This is a genomic window from Haloarchaeobius sp. FL176, assembly GCF_024609245.1.
Classification (GTDB): domain Archaea; phylum Halobacteriota; class Halobacteria; order Halobacteriales; family Natrialbaceae; genus Haloarchaeobius.
This window is the reverse complement of sequence record NZ_JANJYH010000003.1, coordinates 36,187-54,684: the sequence shown is the minus strand read 5'-3', so window position 1 is coordinate 54,684 and position 18,498 is coordinate 36,187. Positions and strand designations below refer to the sequence as shown.

The following is an 18,498-nucleotide window of genomic DNA, read 5'->3' as shown; positions in this document are numbered from 1 at the left end:
GAAGAGAAGCAGTCCTCTTACTCGTCCAGCTCCTCGCGCAGCAGCCCGTTCACCGTCCCGGGGTCGGCGCTCCCGCCGGTCTTCCCCATCACCTGTCCGACGAGGAAGTTGATCGCCCCGTCGTCGCCGTCCTCGTAGTCGGAGACGGCGTCGGGGTTCTCCGCGATGGCCTCGCCGACCGCCTGGGCGACCTCGTCCTCGCCGGTCTTGCCGAGCCCCTCGCTCTCGACGATGGCGTCGGGTCCTTCGCCCTCGTCGAGCATCCGCCGGAGGACGATCTCCTCGGCGTTCTTCGTGGTGATCTCGTCCTCGGCGACGAGTTCGACGAGGCGGGTGAACTCGTCGAGACGAGCCTCGATATCGGTGATCTGCATGTCGCGGTAGTTCAGCTCGCCGAGGAGGTTGTCCGCGACCCAGGTCGCCGCGAGGTCCGGGTCGAACGACTCCGCCACGTCCTCGTAGAAGTCCGCGACCTGCTTCGTGTTGGTGAGCTTCGACGCGGACTCGTCGTCGAGGCCGTACTCCGCTTCGAACCGCTCACGCCGGGCGTCCGGCAGCTCGGGAATGGCGATGCGCTCCTTCCAGTCCGACACCTGCAGCGGCGGGAGGTCGGCCTCCTCGAAGTACCGGTAGTCCTTCTCCTCCTCCTTCGAGCGCATCGAGACGGTGGAGCCGTGCGTCTCGTTGAAGTGACGGGTCTCCTGCTGGACGCCCTTCCCACGCCGGATGAGGTTCTTCTGTCGAGTCTCCTCGTAGGCGAGTGCGGTCTCCGCACCCTTGTGGCTGGAGATGTTCTTCACCTCCGTGCGGTTCGCGTCCTCGAGCGTCTCCTCGGAGATGGCTCCCTCGTCGTCGATCTCGTCCTCGGGGATGATGGAGAGGTTCGCGTCGACGCGCAGGCTGCCGTCGCGCTGGCTGTCGAACACGCCCAGGTACTCCAGCACCTCCTCCAGCTTCGCGAGGAACGCCCGGGCCTCGGCGGGCCGCCGGAAGTCGGGCTTCGTGACGATCTCCATCAGCGGCGTGCCGGCGCGGTTGTAGTTCACCCGCGTGTGCGTCGCCGTGTCGATGCCGCCCCCGACGTGCTGCAGGCTCCCCGGGTCCTCCTCCAGATGTGCCCGGCGGATGCGGACCGTGCGGCGCTCGCCCTCCACCGACACCTCCAGTTCCCCGTCACGACAGATGGGCTCGTCGTACTGGGTGATCTGGAAGTTCTTCGGCAGGTCGGGGTAGTAGTAGTTCTTCCGGTGGAACCGCGTCTCCTCGGGTATCTCCGCGTCGATGGCCTTGCCCACCTTCACCGCGGCCTCGACCGCGCCCTCGTTCAGCACCGGCAGCGCGCCGGGCAGTCCGAGACAGACCGGACAGACGTTCGTGTTCGGTTCCTCCGTCGGCTCCGTCGAGCAGCCACAGAAGATCTTCGTCTCCGTCTCCAGTTGGACGTGGACCTCGAGCCCGATGACCGCCGCGAGGTCGCCCTCCTGGGCAGCCTGCGTACTCATTGGAACTGGATTCGGTGTGTGATGGTTAAAGCGTGACGGGTTTCGCGTCTGAATGCTGTTTTCTGTGTCGTTCTTGCTACCGTCACGGAAGTCTGGAGCAGTTCATACGACGACATTCCGGGTCACGAGAACAGCCAGAAAGCCCCGAGCGTTTCGACTCGGGGGACTCGCTTCGCTCCTCGCTCCGCTCCGGTGCCTGAGCGCGACGCGCTCAGACTCGCGAGAGCTCCGCTCTCGCGTCGCTTGCTTCGTCCGCCGTCGCCGAAACGCTCGCCCCTTTCAGTCCCACCCCGCAACCACACCGCACCTCACGCCTCCCCAGCCTCCTGCGCTTCTCGCTTTGCTGCGATGCTCGTCCCTCGCACGTGCATGGCGAGCGGCCTCCGGCACGCTCGCCAGCGCGCGCCGTGCCGGTTGGTTCGACGATTCCGTCACCAGCCACACGGCCAAGACACCCCGCGCCGGCAGGCGCGTGGGTGTCGAGGGGGAGGGCTGGCGCGGTGCGGTCGCGGGGTGGGACTGAAAGGGGCGGCGGGCTACGCGACCCCCGGCGAAGTAAGGACCGCAGCGGAGCGGGGACCGCAGCGAGTCGCGGGAGCGTAGCCCGCCGGGGCTTTCTGGCTGTTCGAGGACCGCACGGTTCCGGCGACAGATGATGAAAGTGGTCCGCTCTCGTTGGACCGAAACAGGTTGTACGAGACTAATCGCAGACAGAACGTTCACACGGGAGGGGGCCCAAGACGGGAGAGATGACCGAAACGGCGGACGTCTCGAAGACGCGGGCGTGGGTGATGGCGGCGCGGCCACAGACGCTGCCGGCGGCGGCGTCGCCGGTCCTGGTGGGGACCGCGGTCGCGTACTACGGTGGGGTGTTCGAGCCGGTTGCGGCGCTCTTTGCGTTCATCGGCGCGGCGCTCATCCAGGTCGGGACGAACTTCGCGAACGACTACTACGACGCGGTGCAGGGCGCGGACACCGAGAATCGGGAGGGGTTCACCCGCGTGACGGCGGGCGGCCTCATCGAGCCGGCCGCGGTCAAGCGTGCGATGGTACTGACGTTCGGGCTGGCCATCGTCTCCGGGGCCTATCTCGTCTACGTCGCGGGCGTCCCCATCCTCGTCGTCGGCCTCGTGAGCGTCGCCTGCGGCGTGGCGTACACGGGCGGGCCGTACCCGCTGGGGTACCACGGCCTGGGCGACGTGTTCGTGTTCATCTTCTTCGGGCTGGTCGCCGTGACCGGCACCTACTACGTGCAGGCGGCGGCGCTGCTCGGCGAGCCGCTTTCGACCGGGCTCGTCGACGCGCCGGAGCTCGCCCTCGCGTTCGTCGCGAGCCTCCCGATGGCGGCCATCTCGACGAACATCCTCGTGGTGAACAACGTCCGCGACCGCGGGGAGGACAGAGAGACGGGTAAGGAGACGCTGGTCGTGAAGTTCGGCTACGGCTTCGGCCGCGCGGAGTTCGTGTCGATGCTGGTGCTGGCGTACCTCACCCCCGTCGCGCTCGTCGTGGGCTACGGGGTGCCCGCGACGGTGCTCCTCTCGTGGCTCTCCCTGCCGCTCGCGTGGACCGTCACGACGACCGTGCTGAACCGGACCGACGGCGCGGCGCTGAACCCGGCGCTGGAACGGGTCGGCCAGCTGCTCGCGCTGTACGCGCTGCTGTTCTCGGTCGGCTTCGTCGCCCCGGAGACCGCCCTCGGGGGCGCGCTGGCCGTCGGAGCACCCGCCATGCCGACCCCGACGGAGGTGGCCTGATGCGGGTAGAGACGCGCGACTTCGCCGTCTCGCTCGCCACGCCGCTGGCGACGGCGCGTGGCGAGATCACCGAGCGCGAGGGCGTCCTCGTCAGGGTCGCTGACGGCGGCGAGAGCGGGGTCGGCGAGGCGACTCCGCTCTCCTCGTGGACCGAGTCGCTGGGCGACTGCCGGACGGCACTCGACGACGCTGCGGACCGACTGAACGCGGGCGAGGCGACACCCGGCGAGGTGCTGGGCGACCTCGTCGACACGCCGGCGGCCCGGCACGGCCTCTCGCTCGCACTGGCCGACCTCCGGGCGGGCCGCAGGGGGGAGCCACTCTACCGCTTCCTCGGCCGCGAGAGCGAGCGCGAGGCCGTGCCCGTCAACGCGACGGTCGGCGACGGCGACCGCGCGGAGACCGTCGACGCGGCCGAGGCGGCCGTCGACGCGGGCTACGGCGTGGTGAAGCTCAAGGCCGGTACCCGCCCGGTCGGCGACGACGTGGCCCGCGTGCAGGCCGTCCGGGACGCGGTCGGACCGGACGTGGAACTCCGCGTCGATGCCAACGGCGCGTGGGACCGCGAACAAGCGGCCGAGGCGTTCGACGCCTTCGCCGACGCCCGGGTGCGCTACGTCGAGCAACCCCTCCCTCCGGACGACCTCGCCGGTCACGCCGCGCTCCGCGGCGGTCGGGTCGGGGTCGCACTGGACGAGTCGCTGGCGAGTCACCCCGTCGAGGCGGTGCTGGAGGCCGGCGCGGCCGACCTGCTCGTCCTGAAACCGATGGCCGTCGGCGGCGTCCAGCGCGCCAAGCGTGCCATCTTGCAGGCCCGCGAGGAGCAGGTCGCGTCGGTCGTCACGACGACGGTCGACGCGGCGGTCGCACGCACCGCGGCGGTCCACCTCGCCGCCTCGGTGCCCGGTATCTCGGCCTGCGGGCTGGCGACGGCGGACTGGCTCTCGACCGACGTGGGGCCGGACCCCTGCCCGGTCGACGACGGCGTCATCGAGGTCCCCCAGGAGCCGGGGCTCGGTGTGGAGGGGGTCTGGGAGTGACCAGGGTGCAGGCTCCGCAGGTGGTGCGACGGTGAGACCGCCGACGGAGTGGCCGTCGGCCGACCTGCTCGCCGAACGGGCGAGCCGGACGCCGGAGCGCGAGGCGCTCGTCGCCGCCGACACAGGGGCGGCGTGGACCTACCGCGAACTCCACGCTGCCGTCGCCGACCTCGCGGACCGCCTCGACCCCCCCCTCGGGGATGGTCGCCTCGGCGTGCTCTCGCCGACCCGACCCGCCGTCGCGCAGCTGCTGTTCGCCGCGCTCCGCCTCCGCGCGCCGCTCGTCCCGCTGAACGTCCGGAACGCGACCGAGGACCTCGCGGACCAGGCTGCCCGCGCCGACCTCGACGCGCTGGTCTGTACGACAGGCACGCGAGCCATGGCCGAGGGGATCGCCCCAGACGGCTGCACGGCCGTCAGTGTCGACGACGAGGACGGCCCGGCGTGGGTCGACGAGTCCGGCGGGAGCGACGAGAGTGACGCGCTGCCGGCCTCACCCACGCTCGGTGACGCCCCAGACCCCGACGCCGAGGCGCTCCTCGTCTTCACCTCCGGGACGACGGGCCGGCCGAAGGGCGTGCGGCTGACGACACGGAACCTCGTCGCCAGCGCCACCGCCTCCGCGTTCCGTCTCGGCGTCGACCGCGACGACCGCTGGCTCGTCCCGCTCCCGACCTACCACGTCGGTGGGCTGGCACCCCTCGTCCGGTCGACGCTGTACGGCACGATCACGGTCCTCGGTCCCGGTGGCGGCTTCGACGCCGAGACGACGGCGGAGCACCTCGGCGACCATCGGTGCACCTGCGTCTCGCTCGTCCCCACGATGCTCGACCGACTGCTCGGGTTCGGGTGGCGTCCGGACGACCGGCTCCGGGTCGTCCTGCTCGGCGGCGCACCGGCGAGCCAGGACCTCCTCGACCGATGCGCCGAGCGTGGGGTGCCCGCGTGGCCCACCTACGGCATGAGCGAGGCGTCCTCACAGGTGACGACCGCGCCACCCGAGACGGCCCGCGAGCACCCCGGCACGGTCGGCCAGCCGCTCGTGAACGTCACCCTCCGGGTCCTCGACGCCGACGGCGAGCCCTGCGACCCCGGCGAGCGCGGCGAACTCGTCGCCGACGGACCCCAGGTGACACACGGGTACCTCGACGAGGAACACACCGACGCCGCCTTCTCCGAGCTCGGGCTGCACACCGGCGACGTGGGCTATCGCGACGCGGACGGCCGGCTCTGGGTGACCGGGCGAGTCGACGACCTGCTCGTCTCGGGCGGGGAGAACGTCGACCCGAACCGGGTCGCGCGGGTGCTCCGGGAGTGCCCTGGCGTGACGGACGTCGCCGTCGTCGGCCTCGACGACCCCGAGTGGGGCGACCGGGTCGCCGCGCTCGTCGTCGGTGAGTGCTCGCCGGCCACGTTCGACGACTACGCCCGCGAGCACCTCGCTGACCACGAGCGCCCGCGGACGGTCGCGTTCGCCGACGCGCTGCCACGGACTGCCTCGGGGACCGTCGACCGTGACGCGGTCCGCGCTCGACTCCGGGGCCCCCGCGAGTGAGTTCGGCGGTTCGGCTCAGATAGTCCGAATCTCGTAGCCCTCGTCCGCGAGCCGGGCGACCGCAGGGGCGTGCTCGTCGCTGTCGCTGAGAAGCGTCACCCCCCGACGCCCTGCAGGCCCCGCTGCTCGACGAGCGTCCAGTTCCGACTGAACGGCCGGTCCGTCGTCTGTCGTGGTGTCGTCGGTCGTCCTCTCACCGCCGAACAGCGAGTCGAGTAGTCCCATTTCGGGTTTCGCTTGGGAACCGGCTACGAAACCGCTTCCTGGGTCGGGCGTGACAGCTGGACAATCGTTTGCCCCGGTCAGTCGGAGCCGTGTCGTCCGTGCTCGTCCACCTCGCCGGCGACCACGCGGGTCGAGGAGATGCGCTCTCCGTCCTCGGCACGCACGAGCGGGACGACGACGGCGACCAGCGGTTCGAGTCCGTTCGCCCGTCGCTCGTCGTTCAGGCCCGGCACCTCGTCGGCGGTCTCGCGGGAGACGACGACCGCTTCGAGGCTCCCGTCGCTCGCGGCGAAGTCGTGCTCGCTGGCTATCTCACGGAGCTCGATGTCGCGGTTCCAGCGGTCGAGCGCGTCGAGCTCCCGCCGGAGCGCCTCGGCGCGGTCGGTGAACGCGGGCACCTCGCGCTCGCGGCTGCTGCCCGCGAACCGGTCGCTCGTCAGTCCGACGACGACGCCGTCGGCACCGACCTCCAGAGCGGTCTCGAGCAGGGACCGGTGGCCGTCGTGTACCGGCCCGAACGTCCCGGCGACGGCGACTCGCATGGCACGGTCTTGGCGTCCCGGGGGCTTAGTCCACGGGGGCGATTTATGCCTGTCCGCGCCGTACGGCAGGGCGTGTGCACGCTCACCCTCGCCTGGCGTGTCTTCGACGAGCCCGTCGTGGTCGCCGCGAACCGCGACGAACTGCTGCAGCGGCCCTCGGTCGACCCCGCCGTCGTCGAGACGGACCCGGTCGTCGTCGCACCCCGTGACGAGGAGGCCGGCGGGACCTGGATCGGCTACAACGAACACGGTGTGTTCGTGGGACTGACGAACCGCTGGCTCGAATCGACCCTGGCCGGCGAACGCTCGCGCGGCCTGCTCGTCCGCGATGCCCTCCGCCAGCCGTCCGCGGCCGCGGCCGCCGAACTGGTCGCGGGGGCGGTAGCCGACCACGAGTACCAGGGGTTCAACCTCGTGGTCGCCGACGCCGACGACGCCACCCTGCTCTCCTGGGACGGCGAGCTGACCGTCACCGAGTTCGACCCCGGGGTCCACGTCGTCGTCAACGTCGGCGCGGACGACACGTTCGACGTGCCCGACGGCCGGCGCGGGCCCGGCGAGCGACAGGTCGAGGCCGTCGGCCGGATTCGCACGGCTCTCGACCCGCGTGACGACGAGACCGCCCGCGAGTGGCGCGACCGAGCGGCAGCCGTCCTCGGCGACCACGAGTTCGGCGTCTGTGTGCACGACCCCGAGGGCCGGTTCGGCACGCGCTCGTCCTCGCTGGTCGTGCTCGGCGACGAGCCCGAGTACCACTTCGCCGACGGCCCACCCTGTGAGACGACGCACGAGCCGGTGGTCCTCGAAGGGCAGGTTTAAGCGGGACGACCGACGTACTACGGACGTGATAGCCATGCCTGTCGCACCGACGACACGGGGGTGGTCGGCGTGAGCGTCGCTGAAGAGGACCTGTCGGCGGACGAGCTCGCCGGTCTGGAACTCGTCAGAGAGACCGGTGGCATCCACCAGAGCGACTTCTGGAAGGAGCTCGACGTCTCCTCGCGCAAGGGCTCGCGCATCGCCGAGTCCCTCGTCGAGAAGGAACTCGTCGACCGGGAGGAGACGGTGTACGAGGGCCACAACACGTACCTCATCACGCCAATCGCCCGCGACCTGAACTTCTCGCTGCTGATGGCCGGCGACATGCTCTCGCCGTACATCGGCGAGGAGGAGGCGGACCCGCAGTCCGACGCCTTCACGCAGTGGATAATGAACCTCGCGTACGAGGAGTAACTACTCGCAGCGCCGTCGAGACGCAGTACAGTTCTTCGCCCGACTACGCCGTCGGGTACCGTCGTTCGATCAGCACGAACGGGTCGCGCTCCCTGTTGTAGTAGCCCACGTCACCGTCGATGGCTTCGATGATGCGGCGGTGGACCTCACGTGCGGCCCGTCCCTCGTCCGGCGAGAGGTTGTGCTGTCGCCGGAGCCGTGCCCAGAACGTGTCGTCCAGCCAGAACAACGTCTCGTCGTTGGACTGGTAGACCAGCTCGCCCTCCTCGCGCAGTTCTTCGGGACCGAGCCCACGCCCCGAGAGCTGGGCCCGCGCCAGCACGGCGACGAGCTGGCGTCGTGAGATCGGTGCGTGCAGTGCTACGTCGTCGATCAGGTCGTCGAAGTATCTCTCGACGAGGTCGCAGGCTCGCGAGAACTCGTCGAACTCGACGTCTGTCTCCTCTGTGATTCGCATCTTTGCTCACCCCCCGAACGCCGCCCCCGCGGCGGTCGGTTTCAACCACACGTACCACGAACCGGAATATAACTATTGTGGACGACTCACCTCTCGATACGCAGGACGGTGGCGGGGTCGAACCAGCGGGTGGCCGGAACGTTCAAGCGACGTCCCGGACCGGGGTGCGCGTCAGTCGAGCGCGCTGGCGGCGCGGATGATGGTCTCCTCGCCGAAGGCCGGGCCGACGAGCTGCAGGCCGACGGGGAGCCCGTCGGTCTCGCCTGCTGGCACCGAGATGGCGGGGAGGTCCGCGAGGTTCACCGGCACGGTGTTGGCGTCGGCGAGGTACATCTTGAGCGGGTCCGAGAGGCTCTCGCCGAGCTCCATCGGTGGGACCGGCATCGTCGGCGACGCGAGCACGTCCGCCTCCGAGAGCGCCTCGTCGAAGTCCTGCTTGACCCAGGCACGGGCGTCCTGTGCCTGCTTGTAGTACTTGTCGTGGTAGCCGGCCGAGAGGGCGTACGTCCCGAGCAGGACGCGGCGCTTGACCTCGGCACCGAAGCCCTCCTCGCGGGCCGTGCCGAACACCTCGTTCCAGTTCCCGTCGTAGCCGCCCGACTGGCCGTACCGCACGCCGTCGAACCGCGCGAGGTTCGAAGACGCCTCGGACATCGCGATGACGTAGTACGCTTGCACCGCGTACTCGACCGATTCGAGGCTGACCTCGTGGGTGGTCGCGCCCTGCGATTCGAGCTCGTCGAGCGCGTCGTAGAACGTCTCCACGACGCCCTCGTCGGCACCCTCGACCAGTTCGGTCGGGACGCCGATGGAGAGACCGTCGACATCGCCGTCGGCGGCGGCGGCGTAGTTCGAGTCCGCACCTTCCTCGCGGGTCGTCGCGTCGTGCTCGTCCGGACCGGCGATGACGTCGAGCAGCGCCGCGGTCTCCTCGACGGTCGCGCCGAAGGGCCCGATCTGCTCCAGGGAGTTCGCGTACGCGACGAGCCCGTAGCGCGAGACCAGCCCGTACGTCGGCTTGATGCCGACGACGCCGCAGAACGCGGCGGGACAGCGCACCGAGCCACCGGTGTCGCTGCCGAGCGCGAGGTCCGCCTCCTCCGCGGCGACTGCCGCCGCGGACCCGCCGGAGGAGCCGCCCGGAACGCGTCCTTCGGCGACCGGGTTCTCCGTCGGGCCGAACGCGCTGGTCTCGGTCGTCGTACCCATCCCGAACTCGTCCATGTTCGTCTTCCCGACGATGTCCGCGCCGGCCTCCTTCAGCCGTTCGACGACCGTCGCGTCGTACGGCGGCACGTAGTCGTCCAGCATCGCCGACCCGCAGGTCGTCCGCATGCCGGCAGTGGAGATGTTGTCCTTGACGGCGACGGTGGTCCCGGCGAGCGGGCCGTCGTCTGCACCCTCGACCGTCTCCTCGGTGATGAAGATGCTCATGAGACGTTCGGCCCCTTGAAGTAGCCGTCCTCTGTCTCGTCGGCGTTCGACAGCGCCTCCGCCTGACTCAGCCCCTCGCGCACCTCGTCGGGCCGCATCACGTTGACGAGGTCGGACTCGCGCTCGACCGTCGGCACCTCGTCGAGGGCGTCGAAGTAGTCGAGGATGTCGGCGAACTGGTCCGCGAACTCGTCGACCTCGTCCTCGTCGAGGTCGACCCGCGCCAGCTCCGCGACGTGGCGCACGTCGTCGGGCGTCGCCTCGGTGTCGCTCATGCGCCAACGAAGTCGGTTCCGCCGAGTAAGCGTTTCGATACGGGGTTGGTCGGGGCGGGAGTCGGTGACGGCTGGCCGGTGGGGTGGTTACCCCGGAGTTACCTAATCGACAAAAAATCCTGTTCGAACAGTGACTTGATGACACGAAATACCAACGAGAGTTAGCCCAAGCGTTTAAGTCCTGCTCGCTGCAACAGTTTGTGTACGACCCTCCGTTTCTGAACACGCGTTCAGACACCCCACAATGACTGACACGAGTATCCGACGCCAGCAGACTGACGAGAGTCGGGAGGCGCGAACGACCGAGACCGAAACGACCGAGAACCTGCGGACCTGCCCGGAGTGCAGCGGGCAGCTGATCGACGACGAAGAACACGGCGAGACCGTCTGTGCGGACTGCGGCCTCGTCGTCGACGAGGACTCCGTGGACCGCGGCCCGGAGTGGCGCGCGTTCGACGCCGGCGAGAAGGATTCGAAGTCCCGCGTCGGCGCACCGACGACGAAGATGATGCACGACGACGGCCTGTCGACGAACATCGGCTGGCAGAACAAGGACGCCTACGGCCGGCAGCTCAGCTCGAACCAGCGCAAGAAGATGCAGCGGCTACGCACCTGGAACGAGCGCTTCCGCACCCGCGACAGCAAGGAGCGCAACCTCAAGCAGGCCCTCGGCGAGGTCGACCGCATGGCAAGCGCCCTCGGCCTCCCGAAGAACGTCCGCGAGACGGCGTCGGTCATCTACCGCCGCGCGCTCGGTGAGGACCTCCTGCCCGGCCGCTCCATCGAGGGCGTCGCGACGGCGTCACTGTACGCCGCGGCACGCCAGGCCGGCACGCCCCGCAGCCTCGACGAGGTGACCAACGTCAGCCGCGTCGAACGCGACGAGATCGCCCGCACGTACCGCTACGTCGTCCGCGAGCTGAACCTCGAGATACAGCCCGCCGACCCGGTGAGCTACGTCCCCCGCTTCGCGAGCGAGCTCGGCGTGAGCGACGAGGGCGAGCGCCGGGCGCGCCAGCTGCTTGAGACCGCCAAGCGCGAGGGGCTCCACTCGGGGAAGTCCCCGGTCGGCCTCGCCGCCGCCGCCGTCTACGCTGCCTCGCTGCTCACCAACGAGAAGGTGACCCAGAGCGAGGTCAGCGAAGTCGCGAACATCTCCGAGGTCACCATCCGCAACCGCTACCACGAGCTGCTCGAGGCCGAACACCCGGCCTGAGTGCTCAGTTCCGGCGTCGGTACTCCTCGTCGGACGGGAACCACTTCGAGCCGTACTGCAACACCGCGAGTAGCGCCGCCGCCGTCAGGCCGAGCACCGCCAGCCAGAAGCCGCCGAACTGCAACACGTCGTCGGTGCCGCCCCCGCAGTCCTCGAACTCCCGCGGGTCGTCGACCTCGTACAGCGTGCCCTCGAACTGAATCGTCCGGTTCGCTAGCTCGCTGCGGTGCTGCTCGGGCGTCACGAACATCGTCCGGTTCTCCCGGACCGCGATGCCGACCGGCTCCTGCACGTCCTCCGAGAGGTTCCCCGCCTCGACGACCGGACGGTCCGTCTCGTTTACCTTCGTCAGCGAGACCCCGGCCTGGGACTCGCAGTTGTCCGAGACGAGGAACGTACCCGCCGCCACGACGCCGATGCCGAGCAGGAACGCGACCAGCGCGACACCGATGGCGACCTCGCCCAGTCCGATGGTTCGTCCGGGGTCACGGTCGGCTCTCTCTGGTGCCATTCGTCGTTCGAACTGGCGGCCCACGCGAGTAAAGACGTTCGGTCCGCGGAAGCGACCGTGACCGTTCGACGAGTCCACGACCACCGACTCGGCCGGTGAACACGCGAGGACTAAATCGGGGTCCCTGTCGTTTCACTAGACGCGACTCGGTAGTCCCCAATTGGTCCGAGTGGTAGCCCGTTGATCTCCCCGACCCCCGATGAGGGTTTCCGTGGGTGCAGCGAGAATGCCAGTACCAATGGCGAACCGACTCTCCCCGGCTGGGTCGAGCCCGTCTTCGGTACGAGTGTGACGGCGATGACCGCGCTGAGTTCCAGCAATCCTTGGACCGGAATTGTCGCCGGGGCAGTCCTCTCCCCGACAATATCGCGAATTCCCTGAAGAAAGGCACAGGGAAGACGCAATTGGACCGCGGATTCAAGTATCGACGCGTCCACGAGGATTCATTCGGGGGCTACTTACCCCACCGGGAATCGACGGACCAGCTCTCGCACTACCAGCGGGCGACACTGAAGATGGGCGAGACACCGTGGGAGGGCCACGTCAACGTCGATGGGAGCTTCGGCGGCGGCGCTTTCGGCGAGCCCGTATCCGAGATCGGCTTCGGGACGACGCGGCCAGCACGAGTCCTACGACGACTGAAGCGAACTGACTCGAAGACGGCGTTGCGGTCCCACCGCGGGTCCTTCAATTCTGACGGGGATCGAGACGGGGTCACTCCGGCAGGTCACACGCCGGGTACAGCTCGTGGGAGTACGCGACAGTATCGGCAGGCTCGTTGATAAAGTAGTGGAGCACCAGACAGCTGTCGCCATCGTACTCTCTCGTGATACTCTCGACGATATTCGTCCCGCTGATATCGTGTCCCAGTTCGCCGTCGATCGCGAGTGCGTAATCGTAATCGGAGACTCTCGGTCTGGAATCTGGCCGATAGACCAACTGGTCTGCCGCACCCTCACCGCTACTCCCTTTCTCAGCGAGTGTGTCTTGCCGCTGCAGCTCTGTCTCGTCACCTCTCGGCGTGAGGCTGAGTTGCACGTCCAGCGACGCGCCCGTCAGGTTCACCACTCGAATCAGTCCTAATGAGAGTCGAGCGGAGCGAGATCGACTGCATCCAGCTGTGGCTACCGCGGCGACTCCACAGACCGTCCTGAGCACCGCCCGACGGTTGATCAAGGCTCTCTCTTCGACTGTCAGACTGCGCGCAATTATACGTTTGGCTCTGTAGTTTCGGTACACAGCGGTCGATTTTACGCAAATCGGACGCTCCGGCCAAGGTTGTAGACAGTCGCTTTGAGCAGCATTTCGCGGAATTCGAGCCAATGCGAAGTGGGTGCAAGGTGAGCATCGCCCATTCGGCGAACCCGCCTCTCCCGCTGAGGTCGGCGGGTTCGTCTGGGTTAGCGACAGCTGATTTAGCCTTATCGAACGTAACACGTGTGAAGAGACCGAATTCGGATGTGACACTAATCTACCTCTCCGCTTTCTACCGAGATAGCGTAGCCGTCGCCGTCGCGTCTAGCGAAACTACAGAGCCAAATCGGGCTACCGCTTCCTCCTCGGGCTGAAGTTTACACTTATTGTAAACTCTCGGCCTACATCGACGACCGACCAGCCGGGTGGCGTGCGGCCAGGCGAACGGTGCGCGGTTCGGAGCGAGCGTCGCAGGCGGCTGGGGAGGAGTGAGGTGCGGTGCGGTCGGGTGGGACTGAAAGGGCCGAGAGACTCGGGGCTTTCTAGCAGTTCTCGGTTCCAGTTGTTCTCGCCGACGAACGAGTCTCCTAGCTGTTCAGAGTATGATCTCACAGGGCACTCGGCCCACAGAATCCGTTCTACTCGTTCGAAACCAGCGACTCCACGTATTTCGTTACGTGGTCGTCCATCCGGCGCTTGTAGCCGTCCTGCCGAGCCAGCCGGTCGAGCTCGCGGGACGCCAGACTGCCGTACTGCACGGCCTTCTTGTCCCGGTCGGCGACGTGTTCCGGAATCCACTCACGCGCGGCGAGTCGGAGCGCGCGCTTCCGGGTGCCGGTGTCGTCCACGAGCAACTCGGCGGGCAGCGGCAGCGCGGCCTCGACGACGGCATCGTGGAGCAGGGGCGCGACCGGCTCCACGCCGGCCCCTCGCAGGGAAAGCACGTCGCGTTCGAGCTGGTCGGGCAGGCCCTGGACCATCTCGCGGACCGCGCCACGGACCGTCTCGGCCTCGACGCGGGGGTCCTCCGGGGCCTTCGCGACCTTGGCGTAGCCGCCGAACAGCTCGTCCGCGCCCTGGCCGACCGCGAGGTGGTCGTAGCCGTCGGCGGCGACGCGCTCGGCGACGAGGTAGAGGGGGAGCGATATCTGCACGTCCATCGCGTTCGTGCGGCCCGTCGCCGCGACGATTTCGGGCACCGCCCGCTCGATGGCGTCGTGGGTGAGTTCGACGACGGTGAGGTCGACGTCCATCGCGTCGGCGGCCGAACGTGCGGCCTCGACGTCGTGGCTGTCGGGGAAACCCGCGACGTAGCAGGGACCGTCGACGAGCGCGGCGACGAGCGCGGAGTCCACGCCGCCGGAGAAGGCGACCGCGAGCGGCGCGTCCGGGAGCGCCGCCGCGCTCTCCCGGATGGCGTCGCGGAGGTCGGCGACGGCCGCGTCGGTCTCGGTCGTCGGTCCGGGGTCGGGGAGTGACCACGCCTGCGTCTCCCGTCCGTCGACGGTCCGTCGGACGCCGGCGGGCAGGCTCCGCGGCGAATCGAGGTCAGTCGGATCGAACGACCAGCGCGGTGCGTCGTCGCTGGCGTCGCTCCCGTCGTCGGACTCGTCGACGAAGACCGGTCGCCGGCCGAGAACGTCACGCACGAGCGCACCGTCGAGCTCGCCGGCGAAGCCCGCCGTCCCGGGGAGCGGGTCACCGGTCTCGACGGCGTGGCGGACCGTCGCGGCGTCGGTACCGTCGAGTGTCACGGCAGGAACTCGTGCATCCGGTTCTTCACGCGCCGCTTGGCCCCGCCGGCGGCCTGCCGGAAGCTGATCCGCCACGGCGTCCGGCGGCCCTCGACGGTCGTCCGACCCTCGCGGATGGCGTCGAGCACCTCCTCGACCGTGGGTTCGTCCGTGTCGACGCGGGTGACAGCCTGTCCGACCATCTCGCTGATGTGGGCGTCGCTCCCGGCGGTCATCGGCAGTCGGTACTCCCGGGCGAAGCGCTCGGCCTGACGGTTCGAGCGCCCCGTGAGGAGCCGCGAGTTGTACACCTCGATGGCGTCGGCGGTCGCCAGCTCGGCGCGGGTGATGTTCTCCATGACGCCGCTTCTGGACTCCTGGAACGGGTGGGGGACGACGGCGATACCGCCGAGGTCCCTGATGATGTCGAGGGTCTCGGCGAAGGGCCGACCCTCGGGAACGAGTTCCTCGACGCCCAGCGCGAGGATGTGGCCGTCCGCGCTCGTCACCTCCATGCCGGGGATGCCCAGCAGCCCGTACTCCGCGGCCTTCTCGGCGGCGTCGAGGCTGGCGTCGATCTCGTCGTGGTCGGTCACCGCCAGCGCGTCGAGCCCGACGGCCTCGGCCTGTCCGAGGAGTAACTCGACAGGGTCACGGCCGTCGTACGAGAGCGACGAGTGGCAGTGCAACTCGACCGATAGCACGCGCTGAGTTACCGGTGGCAGGGCTAAAAGCGCCTCGGTACGTCGCCCGGGTACCCTGGCACGGGCCAGACCGGTTCTGTGGTGCCCCGCCCGGCAGGAGGGCAACACGGCACGGTAGAGTGTTCACGAACGTGCGCATAGAAACGCATAAACCGCCCGGGTATCGACATGAGGATGAATGAGCCTCGCCGACTCCGACCGCGAACTCGTTGTGGACGAACTCGGGCGCGACCCCACACCGGCGGAGGCCGCGCTCTTCGAGAACCTCTGGAGCGAACACTGCGCGTACCGCTCCTCCCGACCCCTGCTCGGTGCGTTCGACGCCGAGGGTGACCAGGTCGTCGTCGGCCCCGGCGACGACGCCGCCGTCGTCGCCCTGCCCGAGCCCTCGGGCGACGGCTACTCGGACACGTACATCACGCTGGGCGTCGAGAGCCACAACCACCCCTCCTACGTCGACCCGTTCGACGGCGCGGCGACCGGCGTCGGCGGCATCGTTCGCGACACGATGTCGATGGGCGCGTACCCCATCGCGCTCGCCGACTCCCTCTACTTCGGTGAGTTCGACCGCGAGCACTCCCGGTACCTGTTCGAGGGCGTCGTCGAGGGCATCAGCCACTACGGCAACTGCATCGGCGTCCCCACGGTCGCCGGCAGCGTCGACTTCCACCCCGACTACGAGGGCAACCCCCTCGTCAACGTCGCCTGCGTCGGCCTCACCGACGCGGACCGGATGGTCACCGCGGAGGCACAGGAACCGGGCAACAAGCTCCTCCTCGTCGGGAACGCGACCGGGCGCGACGGGCTCGGCGGTGCGTCCTTCGCCAGCGAGGACCTGAGCGAGGACGCCGAGACCGAGGACCGCCCCGCCGTGCAGGTGGGTGACCCGTACTCCGAGAAGCTGCTCATCGAGGCCAACGAGGTGCTCGTCGAGGAGAACCTCGTCCAGTCCGCGCGCGACCTCGGCGCGGCGGGCCTCGGGGGTGCGTCGTCCGAACTCGTCGCGAAGGGCGGTCTCGGTGCCGAGATCGAACTCGACCGGGTCCACCAGCGCGAACCCAACATGAACGCACTGGAGATCCTGCTCGCCGAGTCCCAGGAGCGGATGTGTTACGAGGTCCGCCCCGAGGACGTGGACAGAGTTCAGGCGGTCGCCGACCGCTTCGACCTCGGCTGCTCGGTCATCGGCGAGGTCACCGACGGCAACTACGTCTGCACGTTCGAGGGCGAGGACGGCGAGCGCGAGACGGTCGTCGACGCACCCGCCGAGTTCCTGGGCGACGGCGCGCCGATGAACGACCTGCCGGCCGAGGAGCCGGCCGAACCCGCGGTCGACCGGCCCGACGTGCCGCTCGCGGAAGCGTTCGAATCGGTCGTCGGAAGCCCGACGACCGCCTCCAAGCGCTGGGTCTCCCGCCAGTACGACCACGAGGTCGGCGTCCGGACGAGCGTCCGCCCCGGCGACGACGCGGCGCTCGTCGCGGTCCGCGAGACCGAGGGCGACGACGGCGTCGGCACCGGACTCGCTATCTCGGCCGGCGCGGACCCGCTCTGGACGGAGTGTGCGCCCTACGACGGGGCTCGTGCCGTCGCGCTGGAAAACGCGACCAATCTCGCCGCGAAAGGTGCGACGCCGCTCGCCGCGGTGGACTGCCTGAACGGCGGCAACCCGGAGAAGCCCGACGTCTACGGCGGGTTCAAGGGAATCGTCGACGGGCTCGCGGACATGTGTGACGACCTCTCGGTCCCGGTCGTCGGCGGCAACGTCTCGCTGTACAACGACTCGCCCTCGGGTCCCATCCCGCCGACGCCGACCGTCGCGATGGTCGGCACGAAGGCCGGCTACGACGCACCGCCGCTGGCCGCGTCGGCGGAGGGCGAGCTCCTGCTCGTCGGCGACCGGTCGCTGCGCGGCGACGACGGCGCGCAGCCACTCGGCGGTTCGGAGTACCTCGCTCGCAACGGTGGTTCCGACACGTTCCCGGAACTCCCCACGGACTCCCCGGGCTTCGTCGCGGCACTCGCCGACGTCGCCGACGCCGAGCACGTCCAGGCGACCCACGACGTGAGCCACGGCGGCCTCGCCGTCGCGCTCGCCGAGATGGTCCACGAGGACGCCGGCCTGCGCGTCGACCTGCCCGAGCAGGGTGGTCTCGGCTCCCAGCGGGAGCAGACCGGCCTCCTGTTCAACGAACAGCCCGGCCGCGTCCTCGTCCAGACGACCGACCCCGACGCCGTGCGCGAGGCCTTCGTCGGTGTCGCACCCGTGGCCAGCATCGGCGAGGGCACCCGCGACGGGCGGCTCGAACTGACGACGTTCTGGACCGAGCTGACGTACGACGCCGCCGAAATCGCGGACCTGCGGTCGGTTATCGCCGACACCATGGGGTGACCGGGAGGCTCACGACTCCGACATCGGCGACACCCGTCTCGCTCGGCCCGAGCGACGCCTGCTGCAGCCCGTCTCCCCCGTCATCTTCATATACTCCAAGTGGCAACACGGGGACGATGTCTTCGGACACCGGGGGTCGGTGAGCCGTGGCGGGCTCACCCGCGGTCCTCATCGTCGAGGACGAACCCGACCTGGCGAACCTGTACGCCGCGTGGCTCAGAGATGCCTGCAGCGTGAAGACGGCGTACAACGGCAGCCAGGCGCTCGATGCGATGGACGACTCGCGTGACATCGTCCTGCTCGACCGCCGGATGCCGGGACTCTCCGGCGACCAGGTGCTCTCGACCATCCGCGAGCGCGAGCTCGACACCCGCGTCGCGATGGTGACCGCGGTCGAGCCCGACTTCGACATCATCCAGATGGGGTTCGACGACTACCTCGTCAAGCCCGTGTCGAAGGAGGCCCTGCTCTCGACCATCGACCAGCTCCTGCTCCGCTCGACGTACGACGAGCAGATACAGCAGTTCTTCGCGCTCGCCTCGAAGAAGGCGCTGCTCGACTCCCAGAAGACCGAGGCGGAGCTCCGGGCTTCCGAGAAGTACGCCCGGCTGGAGGACCGGCTGAACGTGATGCGCGCCCAAATCGACGAGACCATCACCGAGCTGTCGAACCACGACGCGTACCGTCGAGTCTGTCAGGACCTCTCCAGAACCGGCTGAGTGCGAGCG

Annotated in this window: 18 protein-coding genes and 1 pseudogene; 8 read left to right on the top strand and 11 right to left on the bottom strand. The window is 69.1% G+C overall.

Annotated elements, in window-relative coordinates:
- Positions 1–17: 17 nt before the first annotated feature.
- Positions 18–1,502 (bottom strand): Asp-tRNA(Asn)/Glu-tRNA(Gln) amidotransferase subunit GatB, encoded by a 1,485-nt coding sequence (gene gatB, locus NO978_RS06335; protein WP_257298703.1) that lies wholly within the window; start codon positions 1,500–1,502, stop codon positions 18–20.
- 749 nt (positions 1,503–2,251) lie between these two features.
- On the opposite strand from gatB, the gene NO978_RS06330 reads away from it, so the two are divergent.
- From NO978_RS06330 to NO978_RS06320, 3 genes are read left to right on the top strand one after another with little or no spacing between them, the layout of a single operon-like run.
- Positions 2,252–3,259, top strand: coding sequence for a 1,4-dihydroxy-2-naphthoate polyprenyltransferase (locus NO978_RS06330; protein WP_257298702.1), 1,008 nt, complete (start codon positions 2,252–2,254; stop codon positions 3,257–3,259).
- Complete coding sequence (locus NO978_RS06325; RefSeq protein WP_257298701.1) at positions 3,259–4,299, top strand: mandelate racemase/muconate lactonizing enzyme family protein; 1,041 nt, start codon at positions 3,259–3,261, stop codon at positions 4,297–4,299. Before NO978_RS06330 ends, NO978_RS06325 begins: the two co-directional genes overlap by 1 nt.
- Positions 4,300–4,330: 31 nt before the next feature.
- Entirely contained in the window at positions 4,331–5,854 is a 1,524-nt protein-coding gene (locus NO978_RS06320; protein WP_257298700.1) for a class I adenylate-forming enzyme family protein, read from the top strand.
- 15 nt (positions 5,855–5,869) lie between these two features.
- Here NO978_RS06320 and NO978_RS06315 read toward each other — a convergent pair whose 3' ends face one another.
- Both NO978_RS06315 and NO978_RS06310 read right to left on the bottom strand, forming a co-directional pair.
- Positions 5,870–6,079, bottom strand: coding sequence for a hypothetical protein (locus NO978_RS06315; protein WP_257298699.1), 210 nt, complete (start codon positions 6,077–6,079; stop codon positions 5,870–5,872).
- A 77-nt stretch (positions 6,080–6,156) separates the two neighbouring features.
- Entirely contained in the window at positions 6,157–6,621 is a 465-nt protein-coding gene (locus tag NO978_RS06310; RefSeq protein WP_257298698.1) for a pantetheine-phosphate adenylyltransferase, read from the bottom strand.
- A gap of 72 nt (positions 6,622–6,693) precedes the next feature.
- On the opposite strand from NO978_RS06310, the gene NO978_RS06305 reads away from it, so the two are divergent.
- Positions 6,694–7,440, top strand: a complete 747-nt coding sequence (locus tag NO978_RS06305) for an NRDE family protein (RefSeq protein WP_257298697.1) — start codon at positions 6,694–6,696, stop codon at positions 7,438–7,440.
- 60 nt (positions 7,441–7,500) lie between these two features.
- Positions 7,501–7,854: a MarR family transcriptional regulator gene (locus NO978_RS06300; RefSeq protein ID WP_089731249.1), complete on the top strand. Its 354-nt coding sequence runs from the start codon at positions 7,501–7,503 to the stop codon at positions 7,852–7,854.
- A 43-nt stretch (positions 7,855–7,897) separates the two neighbouring features.
- Here NO978_RS06300 and NO978_RS06295 read toward each other — a convergent pair whose 3' ends face one another.
- The 3 genes from NO978_RS06295 to gatC all read right to left on the bottom strand — a co-directional run bounded on the left by NO978_RS06295 (position 7,898) and on the right by gatC (position 10,020).
- Positions 7,898–8,311 carry a hypothetical protein gene (locus NO978_RS06295; protein ID WP_257298696.1) on the bottom strand — a complete coding sequence of 138 codons (414 nt, stop codon included), beginning with the start codon at positions 8,309–8,311 and terminating at the stop codon, positions 7,898–7,900.
- 171 nt (positions 8,312–8,482) lie between these two features.
- Positions 8,483–9,745, bottom strand: a complete 1,263-nt coding sequence (gene gatA, locus NO978_RS06290; protein ID WP_257298695.1) for an Asp-tRNA(Asn)/Glu-tRNA(Gln) amidotransferase subunit GatA — start codon at positions 9,743–9,745, stop codon at positions 8,483–8,485.
- Entirely contained in the window at positions 9,742–10,020 is a 279-nt protein-coding gene (gene gatC, locus NO978_RS06285) for an Asp-tRNA(Asn)/Glu-tRNA(Gln) amidotransferase subunit GatC (RefSeq protein WP_257298694.1), read from the bottom strand. Before gatC ends, gatA begins: the two co-directional genes overlap by 4 nt.
- A 244-nt stretch (positions 10,021–10,264) precedes the next feature.
- Here gatC and NO978_RS06280 point away from each other — a divergent pair, with 244 nt between their 5' ends.
- The gene (locus tag NO978_RS06280; RefSeq protein ID WP_257298693.1) at positions 10,265–11,236 is read left to right on the top strand and encodes a transcription initiation factor IIB family protein; all 972 of its coding nucleotides are present in this window, start codon (positions 10,265–10,267) and stop codon (positions 11,234–11,236) included.
- Positions 11,237–11,240: 4 nt separating this feature from the next.
- Here NO978_RS06280 and NO978_RS06275 read toward each other — a convergent pair whose 3' ends face one another.
- From NO978_RS06275 to NO978_RS06255, 5 genes and pseudogenes are all read right to left on the bottom strand, one after another.
- On the bottom strand, positions 11,241–11,747 hold the full coding sequence (locus tag NO978_RS06275; protein WP_257298692.1) for a hypothetical protein: 507 nt from the start codon (positions 11,745–11,747) through the stop codon (positions 11,241–11,243).
- A 714-nt stretch (positions 11,748–12,461) separates the two neighbouring features.
- A complete protein-coding gene (locus NO978_RS06270) occupies positions 12,462–12,815 on the bottom strand; it encodes a hypothetical protein (RefSeq protein ID WP_257298691.1) in 354 nt (117 codons plus the stop codon).
- 253 nt (positions 12,816–13,068) lie between these two features.
- Positions 13,069–13,218, bottom strand: a pseudogene (locus NO978_RS06265) (IS5/IS1182 family transposase); the annotation flags it as partial.
- 361 nt (positions 13,219–13,579) lie between these two features.
- On the bottom strand, positions 13,580–14,695 hold the full coding sequence (locus NO978_RS06260; RefSeq protein ID WP_257298690.1) for an asparagine synthase-related protein: 1,116 nt from the start codon (positions 14,693–14,695) through the stop codon (positions 13,580–13,582).
- On the bottom strand, positions 14,692–15,378 hold the full coding sequence (locus NO978_RS06255) for a PHP domain-containing protein (protein ID WP_257298689.1): 687 nt from the start codon (positions 15,376–15,378) through the stop codon (positions 14,692–14,694). Before NO978_RS06255 ends, NO978_RS06260 begins: the two co-directional genes overlap by 4 nt.
- A 178-nt stretch (positions 15,379–15,556) precedes the next feature.
- Between NO978_RS06255 and purL the strand changes: the two genes are divergently transcribed.
- Positions 15,557–17,770, top strand: coding sequence for a phosphoribosylformylglycinamidine synthase subunit PurL (purL, locus tag NO978_RS06250; protein WP_257298688.1), 2,214 nt, complete (start codon positions 15,557–15,559; stop codon positions 17,768–17,770).
- Between the two features lie 146 nt (positions 17,771–17,916).
- On the top strand, positions 17,917–18,489 hold the full coding sequence (locus NO978_RS19930) for a HalX domain-containing protein (protein ID WP_257298687.1): 573 nt from the start codon (positions 17,917–17,919) through the stop codon (positions 18,487–18,489).
- Positions 18,490–18,498 lie beyond the last annotated feature (9 nt).

What these genes read in the sequence shown, in the direction of transcription:
- gatB (WP_257298703.1), bottom strand. Translation starts at nt 1,502, where the DNA reads ATGAGTACGCAGGCTGCCCAGGAGGGCGACCTCGCGGCGGTCATCGGG.
- NO978_RS06330 (WP_257298702.1), top strand. Translation starts at nt 2,252, where the DNA reads ATGACCGAAACGGCGGACGTCTCGAAGACGCGGGCGTGGGTGATGGCG.
- NO978_RS06325 (WP_257298701.1), top strand. Translation starts at nt 3,259, where the DNA reads ATGCGGGTAGAGACGCGCGACTTCGCCGTCTCGCTCGCCACGCCGCTG.
- NO978_RS06315 (WP_257298699.1), bottom strand. Translation starts at nt 6,079, where the DNA reads ATGGGACTACTCGACTCGCTGTTCGGCGGTGAGAGGACGACCGACGAC.
- NO978_RS06310 (WP_257298698.1), bottom strand. Translation starts at nt 6,621, where the DNA reads ATGCGAGTCGCCGTCGCCGGGACGTTCGGGCCGGTACACGACGGCCAC.
- NO978_RS06295 (WP_257298696.1), bottom strand. Translation starts at nt 8,311, where the DNA reads ATGCGAATCACAGAGGAGACAGACGTCGAGTTCGACGAGTTCTCGCGA.
- gatA (WP_257298695.1), bottom strand. Translation starts at nt 9,745, where the DNA reads ATGAGCATCTTCATCACCGAGGAGACGGTCGAGGGTGCAGACGACGGC.
- gatC (WP_257298694.1), bottom strand. Translation starts at nt 10,020, where the DNA reads ATGAGCGACACCGAGGCGACGCCCGACGACGTGCGCCACGTCGCGGAG.
- NO978_RS06280 (WP_257298693.1), top strand. Translation starts at nt 10,265, where the DNA reads ATGACTGACACGAGTATCCGACGCCAGCAGACTGACGAGAGTCGGGAG.
- NO978_RS06275 (WP_257298692.1), bottom strand. Translation starts at nt 11,747, where the DNA reads ATGGCACCAGAGAGAGCCGACCGTGACCCCGGACGAACCATCGGACTG.
- purL (WP_257298688.1), top strand. Translation starts at nt 15,557, where the DNA reads ATGAGCCTCGCCGACTCCGACCGCGAACTCGTTGTGGACGAACTCGGG.